General features: G+C 62.8%; 12 protein-coding genes. 9 read left to right on the forward strand and 3 right to left on the reverse strand.

Features of this window, described 5'->3' with window-relative positions; translation table 11 throughout:
* Positions 1 to 28 precede the first annotated feature (28 nt).
* Positions 29 to 496 (forward strand): SRPBCC family protein, encoded by a 468-nt coding sequence (locus MUB52_RS09845; RefSeq protein WP_263844043.1) that lies wholly within the window; start codon positions 29 to 31, stop codon positions 494 to 496.
* A gap of 26 nt (positions 497 to 522) precedes the next feature.
* Here the strand turns inward: MUB52_RS09845 and MUB52_RS09850 are convergent, their stop codons facing one another.
* Positions 523 to 1,368, reverse strand: a complete 846-nt coding sequence (locus MUB52_RS09850) for a prephenate dehydratase (RefSeq protein WP_263844044.1) — start codon at positions 1,366 to 1,368, stop codon at positions 523 to 525.
* 119 nt (positions 1,369 to 1,487) lie between these two features.
* Between MUB52_RS09850 and MUB52_RS09855 the strand changes: the two genes are divergently transcribed.
* The 5 genes from MUB52_RS09855 (at position 1,488) to MUB52_RS09875 (ending at position 7,883) form a co-directional block, all read left to right on the forward strand.
* The gene (locus MUB52_RS09855; protein WP_263844045.1) at positions 1,488 to 1,991 is read left to right on the forward strand and encodes a c-type cytochrome; all 504 of its coding nucleotides are present in this window, start codon (positions 1,488 to 1,490) and stop codon (positions 1,989 to 1,991) included.
* A gap of 181 nt (positions 1,992 to 2,172) precedes the next feature.
* Entirely contained in the window at positions 2,173 to 4,101 is a 1,929-nt protein-coding gene (locus MUB52_RS09860; protein ID WP_263844046.1) for an extracellular solute-binding protein, read from the forward strand.
* Positions 4,102 to 4,108: 7 nt separating this feature from the next.
* Positions 4,109 to 5,200, forward strand: coding sequence for a microcin C ABC transporter permease YejB (locus MUB52_RS09865; protein ID WP_263844047.1), 1,092 nt, complete (start codon positions 4,109 to 4,111; stop codon positions 5,198 to 5,200).
* The gene (locus MUB52_RS09870; protein ID WP_263844048.1) at positions 5,200 to 6,306 is read left to right on the forward strand and encodes an ABC transporter permease; all 1,107 of its coding nucleotides are present in this window, start codon (positions 5,200 to 5,202) and stop codon (positions 6,304 to 6,306) included. The genes MUB52_RS09865 and MUB52_RS09870 overlap by 1 nt, the downstream gene beginning before the upstream one ends.
* Complete coding sequence (locus MUB52_RS09875) at positions 6,303 to 7,883, forward strand: ABC transporter ATP-binding protein (protein ID WP_263844049.1); 1,581 nt, start codon at positions 6,303 to 6,305, stop codon at positions 7,881 to 7,883. Before MUB52_RS09870 ends, MUB52_RS09875 begins: the two co-directional genes overlap by 4 nt.
* Before the next feature lie 56 nt (positions 7,884 to 7,939).
* On the opposite strand, the gene hemN is transcribed toward MUB52_RS09875, so the two are convergent.
* Complete coding sequence (gene hemN / locus MUB52_RS09880; protein ID WP_263844050.1) at positions 7,940 to 9,295, reverse strand: oxygen-independent coproporphyrinogen III oxidase; 1,356 nt, start codon at positions 9,293 to 9,295, stop codon at positions 7,940 to 7,942.
* A gap of 63 nt (positions 9,296 to 9,358) precedes the next feature.
* Between hemN and fnrL the strand changes: the two genes are divergently transcribed.
* On the forward strand, positions 9,359 to 10,102 hold the full coding sequence (gene fnrL, locus MUB52_RS09885) for a transcriptional regulator FnrL (RefSeq protein WP_263844051.1): 744 nt from the start codon (positions 9,359 to 9,361) through the stop codon (positions 10,100 to 10,102).
* Between the two features lie 15 nt (positions 10,103 to 10,117).
* Here fnrL and MUB52_RS09890 read toward each other — a convergent pair whose 3' ends face one another.
* The gene (locus MUB52_RS09890; protein WP_263844052.1) at positions 10,118 to 10,954 is read right to left on the reverse strand and encodes a universal stress protein; all 837 of its coding nucleotides are present in this window, start codon (positions 10,952 to 10,954) and stop codon (positions 10,118 to 10,120) included.
* Positions 10,955 to 11,147: 193 nt separating this feature from the next.
* On the opposite strand from MUB52_RS09890, the gene ccoN reads away from it, so the two are divergent.
* Together ccoN and ccoO are read left to right on the forward strand one after the other, a co-directional pair.
* Positions 11,148 to 12,761 (forward strand): cytochrome-c oxidase, cbb3-type subunit I, encoded by a 1,614-nt coding sequence (gene ccoN, locus MUB52_RS09895; protein ID WP_263844053.1) that lies wholly within the window; start codon positions 11,148 to 11,150, stop codon positions 12,759 to 12,761.
* 12 nt (positions 12,762 to 12,773) lie between these two features.
* Positions 12,774 to 13,499, forward strand: a complete 726-nt coding sequence (ccoO, locus tag MUB52_RS09900) for a cytochrome-c oxidase, cbb3-type subunit II (protein WP_263844054.1) — start codon at positions 12,774 to 12,776, stop codon at positions 13,497 to 13,499.
* The last annotated feature ends 10 nt before the right edge of the window (positions 13,500 to 13,509 follow it).

Consider the following 13,509-nt stretch of genomic DNA (forward strand, 5'->3'; position numbering starts at 1 on the left):
CCACGCTCGAGGCACGGACAGGCAGAGGATGAAGTTTTCCACACAAGAGGTCATGGAGGTGCCGGCTGATGCGGCTTTCGCCCTGCTGACGGACTTCGCGCTGCTCGAGCAGGCCGCGGTACGCCGGGGCGCGGATGTCAGGCGGCTCGACAGCTTGGCGGAGCCTGGCGTCGGGCAGGCGTGGGACGTCACATTCGCCGTCCGGGGCCGGCCGCGGCAGGTTGCGCTTGATGTGGTGATCTATCGCCCGCCGCAGGAGCTCGTGATCGGCTTTAGCTCGCAGGGTCTTGAAGGTGAGACCCGTCTGGAGCTCACGCCGTTGTCGCCGTCGCGCACCCGCGTGATGGTCAGCCTCGAGATGCGTCCGGCGACCCTGCCCGGGCGTCTTCTGCTGCAATCGCTCAAGCTGGCGAAGGTGCGCCTGGCGCAGCGGTACAAGGTCCGCGTCGGCCAGCATATCGAAGAGATGGAACAACAGCACCGAGGGGCGGTCTGATCCTTTCGCCGCTCGGGCTCCGCTGGCTAGTGACGTCCTGGGTCGGCCGGGTAGACGCCAAGGACCTCTACCATATTCGTGAAATAGTCCAGCTCGTCCAGCGCGCGGCGCACGCCAGGATCATCGGGATGACCTTCGATATCGGCATAGAACTGCGTCGCCGTGAACGACCCGCCGACCATGTAGCTTTCCAGCTTCGTCATGTTGATGCCATTGGTCGCGAAGCCGCCCATGGCCTTGTAGAGCGCGGCCGGGATGTTGCGGACCTCGAAGACAAAACTGGTGATCATGCCGTGGCTGCCGCGGCGGGAATGATCGGCCTCCGGCGACATCAGCAGGAAGCGCGTGGTGTTGTTGCCCTCGTCCTCGATATGGCGGGCCAGCATATCGAGCCCGTAGATCTCGCCCGCCAATTCGCTTGCGAGTGCCGCCATCCCCGGCACGCCCTGGGCCGCGACTTCCCTGGCCGATCCGGCGGTATCGGCACCGGTCACCCGGGCGATCCCGTGTTGCGACAGGAACGCCTTGCACTGCCCCAGGAGCACGGTATGGCTCATGGCCGACTTCACGTCCTCCAGACGTGTGCCTGGCACCGCCAGCAGGTTGATATGCACCCGGACAAAGGCCTCCTCAATGATGTGAAGGCCCGACTTCGGCAGCAGCGAGTGAATGTCGGCGACCCGGCCATAGGTGGAATTCTCGACCGGCAACATCGCGAGTTCGGCTTTACCGCTGCGCACGGCGTCGATCGCGTCCTCGAACGTCGCGCAGGGAACCGGGGTCATATCGGGCCGGGCGACGCGGCAGGCTTCATGGCTGTAGGCCCCCAGTTCGCCCTGAAATGCGATGCGGGCGGAGGATGCGGTCGTCATTAAACGTTCCTTGGGTGTTTTCTTCTATGTGGGGTCGATTGGTCGCGGTAACTACACCTTGCCACCGCCAAGGTGAAGCAATAGATAGCGCGCAAACGCGCAGAAATGGATCGAAGAGAATGCTCGACACTATGACCTTCACTAAGGCAGCTGGCGCCGTCTGCGGCGCGCTGCTCGTGTTCCTGCTTGGCAAATGGGCCGCCGAAGAGCTTTACCACGTCGAAAGCCATGGCGAGGCTGCCTATGTGATCGCGGTCGAAGGCGGGGAAGAGGTTGCGGAAGTCGAAGAGGTGGATTTCGCCACGGTTCTGGCGTCGGCGGATCCCGAGGCGGGCGCGCGCGTGTTCCGTAAATGCTCTGCCTGTCACAAACTGGCGGATGGCGAAAACGGCACCGGCCCGCACCTCTATGCTGTCGTGGGACGTGAGAAGGGTGCCGTTGACGGGTTCAACTATTCCGACACGCTGGCCTCGATGGACGGTGCCTGGACGGCCGAAAACCTGAACGGCTTTCTGGAGCGTCCGTCGTCCTATGCGCCGGGTACCTCGATGAGTTTTGCGGGTCTGAGCAAGGTCGAGGAGCGGGCGGACCTGATCGCTTATCTCGACAGCCTCGACGACTGATCTTAACCACAAATTAACCAAAGAAGCCGCTTGTTAAGGAACAGGCGGCTTCTTTTATGGGCGAGATCCGGTCAGCGCGATCACATTTTCGCAACTTGTAACTTGGCGCGCTGTTCCGTTAGCTTACATGGTTAACGACGAAGATGCCGACAGGCACGGCACAAGACCGGAGGTATTCCAGATGACAGCGCTCCAGGCCCGAGCAGCCATATCATCCTGCATTGCTGATTTTCGCAGGATCGGCCTGGGTGCGCTGACCGCCCTATCAGCAGCCATATTGGCGCCGTCCGCGCAGGCCGAGGAAGAGACCATCGTCAGCCACGGCTATTCGTTCTATGGCGATCTGACCTATCCGGAGGACTACACGCACTTCAACTACGTGAATCCCGATGCACCCAAGGGGGGCGAGTTGTCGATCTCCTTTGTCGGGACGCTCGACTCAATGAACCCCTACGCACGCCAGGGCCGGGCACATGCGTTCTCGGTCTTCATGTATGAAAGTCTTTTGGGTGAGGGCGGTGCCGGCACGGCGGCCCCGGCAGACGTATATGGTGAATACTACGGCCTTCTGGCAGAGCGCCTGGAATACCCGCCCAGCAAGGACTGGGTCATCTTCTACATGCGGCCCGAGGCGCGGTTCTCCGACGGGACGCCGGTGACGGCGCATGACATCGCCTTCAGCCACAATTTGCTGCTCGATCAGGGCTTCAAATCCTACGCGGACAGCGTGCGCCGTGCGATCCCCAAGGTCGAGGTGATCGACGACCACACCATCAAATTCTACTTCGCGGAAGGCATCTCGCGCCGCAGCCTGATCGAACAGGTGGGCACAGTGCCGGCCTGGTCGAAGAAATGGTACGAGGAAACCGGCGCGCGCCTCGATGAAAGCCGGCTGGAGACGCCAACCGGGTCCGGGCCCTATGTGGTGGAAAGCGTGGATATCGCCCGCAGGATCGTGCTCAAACGCAACCCGGACTACTGGGGCAAGGATTTGCCGTTCAACCGCGGGCGGCACAATTTCGACCGTCTGCGTCTGGAAATCTTCGGGGATGACACCGCAGCCTTCGAGGCGTTCAAGGCGGGCGAGTACACCTTCCGAGCCGAGGCGGATCCAAAACGCTGGGCCACGGGGTACGATTTCCCCAAGACGCGCGAAGGCCAGGTGGTTCAGAAAGAACTGCCCAACGGCAATCCGCCGGTGCCCACGGGCATCGTCTTCAACCTTGCAAGCCCCGTGCTGCAGGACAAGCGGGTCCGTGAAGCGGTGGCTTTGGCCTACAATTTCGAATGGACCAATGAGAGCCTGCAATACGGGCTCTACAGACAGCGCGCCTCCTTCACGCAAGGATCACCACTGATGGCCGAAGGCGCGCCGACAGGCGCTGAACTTGAGCTGCTGACGTCTCTGGGCGATCTTGTGCCGCCGGACATGCTCACCCAGCAGGCGCGCATTCCGCATGTGTCAAACGCCGAACGGCTCTTCGACAGGCGTCAGGCGCGGATCGCCATGCGGCTTCTCGATGACGCTGGCTGGACGGTCGGGGACGACGGCGTGCGGCGCAACGCGGAAGGAACCGCGCTGACACTCAACTTCCTGTTCAATTCCGCAGCCGGCGCAACGCTCACCGCGGTGATGGAAAACTTCGTGTCGAATGCCCAGAAACTGGGGATCGACGTGACCTTCGAAAAGGTCGACCCGTCGCAATTCACCGCCCGCGAGCGCGACCGGGACTACGACCTGCTCTATGACAGCTATGCGGCTTTCCTAGCCGCGGGGACGGGGCTCACGCAGCGCTTTGGATCCGAGGATGCGGCCTTTTCGCTCTTTAACCCCGCAGGCCTCGCCAGTCCGCTCGTCGATGCTCTGATCGATGCGGCGCTGGACGCCGAGACACGGGAAGAGGAAACAGCGGCGCTGATGGGGCTGGACCGCGCGTTGCGTTATGAACTCATCATGATCCCTCTGTGGTACAACCCCTCTCATTGGGTGGCGTACTACGACCAGTACGAGCATCCCGATATCCCGCCCTACAATTTGGGCTACCTCGATTTCTGGTGGTACAATCAGGACAAGGCCGAGGCGCTGCGCGATGCAGGGGCGCTGAGGTAACCGCGCTATGGGCGCCTATATTGTCCGACGGCTTCTGCTGATCATTCCGACCCTGCTCGGGATCATGCTGATCAACTTCGCGCTCGTGCAGTTCGTCCCCGGCGGCCCTGTCGAGCAGGCGATCGCGCGCGCGCAGGGCGGCGGCGATGTCTTCGGCGGGTTTGCGGGCACGAACAACGATCCGGGCGCGGACGATCTCAATACCGCCTCCGACAGCCGGTACGTCGGCGCGCGAGGCCTGCCGCCGGAATTCATCGCGGAGTTGGAACGCGAGTTCGGCTTCGACAAACCCCCTGTCGAGCGCTTCCTGAACATGATCTGGAACTACATGCGGTTCGACTTCGGAGAGAGCTATTTCCGCTCGATCTCGGTCATTGATCTGATCAAGGAAAAACTGCCCGTCTCGATCACGCTGGGGCTCTGGTCCACCCTGATTGCCTATCTGGTGTCGATCCCGCTCGGCATCCGCAAGGCGGTGAAGGACGGCACCAGCTTCGACACCTGGACCTCGGGTGCCATCATCGCCGCCTATGCGATCCCCGGCTTTCTCTTTGCGATCCTGTTGCTGGTGCTCTTCGCGGGCGGCTCTTACTGGCAGATCTTCCCGCTGCGGGGGCTGACCTCGGACAACTTCGATCAACTGAGCCCGCTGGGCAAGGTCGCGGATTACTTCTGGCACATCACGCTGCCGGTGCTGGCCTCGACCATTTCCGCCTTTGCCACGCTGACGCTGCTGACCAAGAACAGTTTTCTCGATGAGATCAAGAAGCAGTACGTGATCACTGCCCGCGCAAAGGGCCTCGCCGAAGGGCGGGTGCTTTACGGTCACGTCTTCCGCAACGCGATGCTGATTGTGATCGCGGGCTTTCCGGCGGTCTTCATCGGCGTTTTCTTTGGCGGATCACTGATCATCGAGACGATCTTCAGCCTCGACGGTCTGGGGCGCCTCGGCTTCGAGGCCGCCGTGGCTCGCGACTATCCGGTGGTCTTCGGCACGCTCTTCATCTTCGGCCTGATCGGTCTGATCGTGGGGATCCTGTCGGATCTGATGTATGTGCTCGTCGACCCGCGCATCGACTTCGAGCGGAGGGAGGGCTGATGGCTCTGTCGCCGCTCAATCAACGGCGCTGGCGCAATTTCAAGCGCAACAGGCGCGCCTATTGGTCGCTATGGATTTTCGCGGTGCTTTTCGGGATTTCGCTGATGGCGGAGTTCGTGGCCTACGACAAGCCGATCCTCGTGCAGTACCGCGGCAGCTATTACACACCGATCTGGACCTTCTACCCCGAGACGGAATTCGGTGGGGATTTCCAGACCGAAGCCGTCTATCGCGATCCGGAAGTGCAGTGCCTGATCGCAACCGGGGGGTTGGATCTGTGCTTCGACGACCCCGAGGGCTATATCGAAGATGCTGAAGACGGCATCATCGAAGGTGAACCGATCCAGCGGGGGTGGACGATCTGGCCGCTGATCCCCTACTCCTTCGACACCGCGGTGGACCGGCCCGGCGCAGCCCCGTTGCCACCCAACGGCGAGAACCTTCTGGGCACCGATGGCACCAAGCGCGACGTTCTGGCCCGCGTCATTCACGGGTTCCGACTGTCGATCATCTTCACCCTGATCGTCACGGGGGCCGCCAGCCTCATCGGCATCATCGCCGGGGCCGTCCAGGGGTTCTTCGGCGGCAAGACTGACCTTATCTTCCAGCGGATCATCGAGATCTGGTCCTCGACCCCATCGCTTTACGTGATCATCATCATGTTCGCGATCCTGGGGCGCAGTTTCTGGCTCTTGGTGATCCTGCTGGTGCTCTTCAGTTGGACCTCGCTTGTCGGGGTTGTGCGGGCGGAGTTCCTGCGCGCGCGCAACCTCGAATATGTGCGTGCCGCCCGTGCGCTGGGTGTGAGCAACATGACCATCATGTTCCGCCATATGTTGCCCAACGCCATGGTCGCCACCTTGACGATGCTGCCCTTCATCGTCACCGGCACGATCTCGACGCTGGCGATCCTCGACTTTCTGGGTTTCGGGCTGCCGTCGTCCGCGCCGTCGCTGGGCGAGCTGACCCTCCAGGCCAAGCAGAACCTGCAGGCCCCGTGGCTCGCCTTCACCGCCTTCTTCACCTTCGCGATCATGCTGTCGCTGCTGATCTTCATCTTCGAGGGCATCCGCGACGCCTTTGACCCAAGAAAGACATTCACGTGACCGCGCTGCTCGAGGTGAAAGACCTGCGCGTGAGCTTCCGGCAGGATGGCGCGCTGACCGAAGCCGTGAAGGGCGTGAGCTTTGCCGTCGAACGTGGCGAGACGGTCGCGCTGGTGGGCGAGTCCGGCTCGGGCAAATCCGTCTCCGCGCTTTCGACCGTGTCGCTGCTGGGTGACAGCGCCGAGGTCTCCGGCTCGGTCACCTACGATGGCCAGCAGATGATCGGCGCGGGCGAGCAGCTGTTGCGCAAGGTGCGCGGCAACGACATCAGCTTCATCTTTCAGGAGCCGATGACCTCGCTCAACCCGCTGCACACCATCGAGAAGCAATTGGCCGAAAGTCTCGCGCTGCACCAGGGGCTCGCCGGTGCAGCGGCCCGTGCGCGCATTCTGGAGCTGCTCGATCAGGTCGGCATCGCGGATCCCGAGACACGGCTGACAAGCTATCCGCATCAGCTGTCGGGCGGGCAGCGGCAGCGGGTGATGATCGCGATGGCGCTGGCCAACGAGCCGGACGTCCTGATCGCCGATGAACCGACGACCGCGCTGGACGTGACGATCCAGGCGCAGATCCTCGATCTGCTGAAGGAGCTCAAGGATCGGATGGGAATGGGGCTCTTGTTCATCACCCACGACCTCGGCATCGTGCGCCGCATTGCGGATCGCGTCTGCGTGATGCAGCAGGGCGAGATCGTGGAGACCGGTCCCGTGGCCCGGATCTTTGATGCGCCGCAACATCCCTACACGCAGAAGCTGCTCAGCGCCGAACCCTCCGGCGCGCCGAGGCCGGTGGCGTCCGACGCGGAACGGGTGGCGGAGACCGAACATCTGAAGGTCTGGTTCCCGATCCATGCGGGGCTGTTGCGCCGCACGGTGGGGCACGTGAAGGCCGTGAACGATGCGAGCCTCTCGGTCCGTGCCGGCGAGACCATCGGGATCGTGGGCGAGTCAGGCTCGGGCAAGACGACGCTGGCCCTTGCCATGATGCGCCTCATTGCGTCCGAGGGCCAGATTGTCTTTCTGGGGCAGGACGTGCGCAAATGGTCCACGCGCGCGCTGCGCTCCTTGCGCAAGGACATGCAGATCGTCTTTCAGGACCCCTATGGGTCGCTCTCGCCGCGGATGACCTGCGCCCAGATCATCTCCGAAGGCCTTGGCATCCACAAGGTGGATGCTGACCGCGACCCGCGGGATCTGGTGCGCGAGGTGATGGTGGAGGTGGGGCTCGATCCCGCCACGATGGACCGCTACCCGCATGAGTTCTCGGGTGGACAGCGGCAGCGGATCGCGATTGCCCGCGCCATGGTGCTCCGCCCTCGCCTGCTGGTGCTCGATGAGCCGACCTCGGCACTGGACATGACCGTGCAGGTGCAGATCGTCGATCTGTTGCGCGACCTGCAGGCCAAATACGGGCTGGCCTATATCTTCATCAGTCACGACCTGAAGGTCGTGCGTGCCATGTCGCACCGGGTGCTGGTGATGAAACGCGGCGATGTGGTCGAGATGGGCGATGTCGATGCCATCTTCGACGCGCCGCAGCACGACTACACCCGCACGCTCCTGCAGGCTGCCGTCTGATCATCGGTCGGGCGGTTGTGACCGGCAGGTGGGGTGGGCCTTGGGCCACCCCCTGCTCAGATCGCCGAGGCGTGCCCCGCGCCTGACATGTCGTAGGCGTCGAAGAACCGCGCGATGATCCGGGTGAGCGGCCGGCCTTCGGGTCTGATCCGCAAGCCCGTCTCGCCCAGATGCACCATCTCGCCGAACTGGTCCGCGGCCGATTGCAGCAACTCGGCCAGATGCCGCGTCGCGCCGGGGAACCGCAGGGCCATATCGTCGAAGCGGACCTCGAAATCGCACATCAGTGCTTCGATGATCCGCGCGCGCAGAAGATCCTCGCCCGCAAAGGCGTGCCCCCGCGCGGCAGCAAACCGGCCCGACTGGATCGCCTTTGCGTAAGCGGATGTGGCGGAGGCGTTCTGCGTGTACCCTTGGCGGAAGCGTGAGATGGCAGAGGCGCCAAGACCCACGAGTGTCTCTGCCGGATCATCGGTGTAGCCCTGGAAATTGCGGCGCAACAGCCCTGCGCGCGCCGCGACCGCGAGGCTGTCATGTGGCGCGGCAAAGTGATCGATGCCAATCTGCGTATAGCCATCCCATTCGAAAAGCCGCGCCGCGGTCTCGAAGAGGCTCAGGCGCCGCTCGGGCGCGGGCAGCGCATCGCTCGGGATCATCGACTGGCGCCGCGCCATCCATGGCACATGCGCATAGCCATAAAGCGCCACGCGATCCGGGTTCAGCGTCAGCAGTTTCTGCACCGAGGCCGCGATCCGCGTCTCGTCCTGATGCGGCAATCCGAAGAGGATGTCGGCGTTCAGCGAAGTGATGTTTGATGCGCGCAGCATGTCGGCTGCATCGCGCGTGACCTCGAAGCTCTGGATCCGGCCGATGGTGGTCTGAACCTCGGGATCGAAATCCTGCACGCCGATGGAGGCGCGCGTCATGCCGACCCGGGCCAGCGCATCGACCCGCGCCGAATCGATTTCGTTCGGATCGACCTCGACCGAGAATTCCGCACCCGACGCGAGCGGTGCCACATCCGCCACCGCACCGGCAAGCTCGTCGATCATCCCGGACGAGAGCAGTGTCGGCGTGCCGCCGCCCCAGTGCATCCGGCTCAGCGTCACACCGTCGGGCAGCATCTGCCCCAGCATTTCGATTTCCTGGATCAGGGTTTCGAGATATCCGGCGACGGGCGTGAGCGTCTGCGTCCCTTGTGTCCGGCAGGCACAGAACCAGCAAAGCCGTCGGCAAAAGGGGACGTGCAGATAGAGCGAGATCTGCCCGCCGGGAGGAATGGCGCGCACCCAACTCTCCATCTGCGCGCCACCGATCTCGGGTTTGAACTGAGGCGCGGTCGGGTAGCTGGTGTACCGTGGCACCATCGCGTCAAAAAGACCCAGCTTTGCTAATTTGGATGTCATGTGCATACTGCTCGCATAAAGTGCGCTGTGTCACCTTTCCTTGACACAGATCAAAAGAGGAGCCTCAAGATGCAGCAGGTGGCAAGCCCTGCCTTCAAGTCCTGTTCGGACTGTCCAATCCGCCATCGGGCCGTATGTGCCAAATGCGACAGTGACGAACTCGAGCTGCTCGAGGATATCAAGTACTATCGAAGTTTCAGCGCCGGGCAGACAGTCATGTGGGCCGGCGATCATATGGATTTCGTCGCCTCCGTCGTCTCCGGTGTCGCAACGCTGACACAGACGATGGAAGACGGTCGGACGCAGATGGTGGGCCTGCTGCTGCCCTCGGATTTCGTGGGGCGCCCCGGCCGGGGCGAGGCGGCCTATACGGTGACGGCGACATCGGATCTGGTGATGTGCTGTTTCCGGCGCAAACCTTTCGAGCAGATGATCGGTACGACACCGCATATTGCGCATCGCCTGCTGGAGATGACGCTGGACGAGTTGGATGCCGCGCGCGAGTGGATGCTTGTTTTGGGACGCAAAACAGCGCGGGAGAAGATCGCGAGCCTGCTTTCGATCATCGCGCGGCGCGATGCGTTGCTCGGTCTGGCGCCGCCTGGCAAGGAGCTGCAGTTCGAACTGCCGCTGACCCGCGAGGCCATGGCCGACTATCTGGGACTGACGCTGGAGACGGTCAGCCGCCAGATGTCTGCGCTGAAGCGGGACGGTGTGATCATTCTCGCCGGCAAGCGTGTGGTGACGGTGCCCGACATGGACCGGCTGATGACCGAGGCCGGCGACGACAGCGACGGCGGCTACCTCGTGTAAACTGCGGCGTGCAGCTCAATGCGCCATGAAGACGGGCACCTTCGCGTGTTCCAGCGTCTCGCGGGTGGCGCCCCCGAGGATCGCCTCGCGAAAACGGGAGTGACCGTAGGCGCCCATCACCAGCATCTCGGCCCCCATTTCGGTGACGTGGCGCTGCAACCGCTCGCTGACCCGCGCGCCGTTGCGGGACATCACCTGTATATCGCAGTTGACACCATGGCGAGAGAGCATCACCGCCAGCGCGCCGCCCGGATCGGACCGGTTCGCGGCGTGTTCGGGCGGGTCGATGATCGCGATATGCACCTCCTTCGCCGCCATCAGGAAGGGCAGCGCGGAGCGGATCGCCCGCAGGGCTTCGGTGCTTTCGTTCCACCCGATGACGATGCGCTCGGGCCGTGCGATGGGCTCGACATCGGGCATCACAACCGTGGGGCAGGCCGCGTCGAACAGCATCGCTTCGAGGATCAGTGTCTCTTCGGGGCTGCTGTCCTTGCGGTAGGGCAGGGGCGCGACCCCGAGGTCTGCAAACCGCGCGGCCAGCGCCAGGGGCCGCCCCGCATCAGCGAGCGTTGCAACCGCATCGACCGCCGTCCACCGCAGCTTTGCGGTTTGCAGCCACGCCTCCACCTCGCCCCGTGTCTCTTCGGCCTTGCGGTGCGCCTCTTCGAGGGCCGTCTGCACCAGGATCGCATTCGCGCCGACCTCGTAGTAGTTGCTCCGCGACCGGTCCATGCCCACGCACATCACGTCGAGATGCGCATCTAGCGCTTCGGTCAGGGCCGCCGCCTGCGCGAGCGCGGCCGTGCTGGGGTCGAAGGAGGTCATCGCGGTGAAGATCGTCTTGAAGGTCATGACGCCGGTCCTTTGCAGTGGTCTTGCCGAAAACCCTAGCCTTCGCGTGTCGCGCGAACCTTGATCCGCATCAGTCAAAAACGGGCCGATGCTTGATGCAGATCAAAGCGCGCGCAGGGCCAAACCGGCACACCCGGATCATTGAGACGTTCCCACGCCCCGCGTGGGGCTAACCGGAAGGGAACCCGGAACAATGAATACCGGAACATCAAATTACATAAAGCTGGTGGTCCTGGCACTCGCCACGCTGTTTACGATGATCGCGGCGAGCTACGCCCGCGATCTGGCTTATCAGGTTCATATGATCATCTTCATGATCGTGGCGGCAGGGTTGTTTCTGACAACGCTGCGCGCAACGGACGAACCTGTCAAACCCATACCCACCAACGAATATTTCGACAGCGTCGTGCGCGCGGGCGTGATCGCGACCGCCTTCTGGGGCGTTGTCGGTTTCCTCGTTGGCGTTGTCATTGCCTTTCAGCTGGCGTTTCCGCAGTTGAACTTTGAATGGACGCAAGGGTATGGGAATTTCGGCCGCTTGCGTCCGCTGCACACCTCGGCAGTGATCTTTGCCTTCGGAGGCAATGCGCTGATCGCAAGCTCGTTCTACATCGTGCAGCGCACCTCGGCGGCCCGGCTCTGGGGCGGCAACCTCGGCTGGTTCGTGTTCTGGGGCTATCAGCTCTTCATCGTGCTTGCGGCCACCGGGTACCTTCTGGGCGGTACGCAATCGAAGGAATACGCCGAGCCTGAATGGTACGTCGACATCTGGCTGACCATCGTCTGGGTTGCCTTCCTCGCCTGTTTCCTTGGCACGATAATCCGGCGGAAAGAGCCGCATATCTACGTGGCGAACTGGTTCCTTCTGTCCTTCATCGTGACGGTGGCGATGCTGCATATCGTCAATAACATCTCGATCCCCGTCTCGATCTGGGGCAGCAAGTCGGTGCAGGTCTTCTCGGGTGTGCAGGATGCGATGGTGCAGTGGTGGTATGGCCACAACGCCGTTGGCTTCTTTCTGACCGCAGGGTTCCTCGGCATGATGTACTACTTCGTGCCCAAGCAAGCCGAACGCCCGGTGTTCTCCTATAAGCTGTCGATCATTCACTTCTGGGCGCTGATCTTCCTCTATATCTGGGCTGGTCCGCACCACCTGCATTACACCGCACTCCCCGACTGGGCGTCCACGCTTGGCATGGTCTTCTCGATCATCCTGTGGATGCCCAGCTGGGGCGGTATGATCAACGGCCTGATGACGCTGCAAGGGGCCTGGGACAAGCTGCGCACCGACCCGGTGCTGCGGATGATGGTCACCAGCCTTGCCTTCTACGGCATGTCCACCTTCGAGGGCCCGATGATGTCCATTCGCTCGGTCAACAGCCTCAGCCACTACACCGACTGGACCATTGGCCACGTGCATTCCGGTGCCCTGGGCTGGAACGGGTTGATCACCTTCGGCGCACTCTACTACCTGGTGCCCGTGCTCTGGAAGCGGGAGCGGCTTTACAGCCTCAGCCTTGTCAGCTGGCACTTCTGGCTCGCCACCATCGGCATCGTGCTCTACGCGGCCTCGATGTGGGTGACCGGGATCATGGAGGGCCTGATGTGGCGCGAAGTGGATGCCAACGGCTTCCTCGTGAACAGCTTTGCCGACACCGTGAGCGCCAAGTTCCCCATGTATGTGGTGCGCGGTCTGGGCGGCGTGCTGTTCCTCGCTGGTTCCATCATCATGTGCTACAACCTGTGGATGACTGTCCGCGCGGCGCCTGCCAAGGCTTCGCTCGGCACAGCCGTCCCTGCGGAATAGGGAGGGGCAACAATGTCGATCCTCAGCAAACATAAGATCCTCGAGACCAACGCCACCCTCCTGCTGATCTTCAGCTTCCTGGTGGTGACCATCGGGGGCATCGTGCAGATCGTGCCGCTCTTCTACCTCGAAAACACCATCGAGGAAGTGGAAGGGATGCGCCCCTACTCTCCGCTGGAGCTGGCTGGCCGTGACATCTACATCCGCGAGGGCTGCTATGTCTGCCACAGCCAGATGATCCGACCCATGCGGGACGAGGTCGAGCGCTACGGCCACTACAGCCTCGCCGCGGAGTCGATGTACGACCACCCGTTCCAGTGGGGCTCCAAGCGGACCGGGCCGGATCTGGCCCGTGTGGGCGGGCGCTACTCGGATGACTGGCACATCGACCATTTGCGGAACCCCAAGGCGGTCGTGCCGGAATCGATCATGCCGCCCTACGCCTTCCTTGAGGAAACGCTGATCGACGCGGATCACATCGAGGACCTGCTGCGCACGCATCGCATCGTGGGCGTGCCCTACACTGATGAGATGATCGAGCAGGCCGCGGCGGACTTCCGTGCCCAGGCCGACCCCGACAGCGATTTTGACGGGCTGCTCGAACGCTATCCGGGTGCGCAGGTGCGCAACTTCGACGGCCAGCCGGGCATTTCCGAGGCCGATGCGATGATCGCTTATCTGCAAATGCTGGGCACGCTGGTCGACTTCTCGACCTTCACGCCCGACGCAAGCCGCTAAGGGAGGGAGA

This window comes from Roseobacter sinensis, from assembly GCF_025755255.1.
GTDB classification, from domain to species: domain Bacteria; phylum Pseudomonadota; class Alphaproteobacteria; order Rhodobacterales; family Rhodobacteraceae; genus Roseobacter; species Roseobacter sinensis.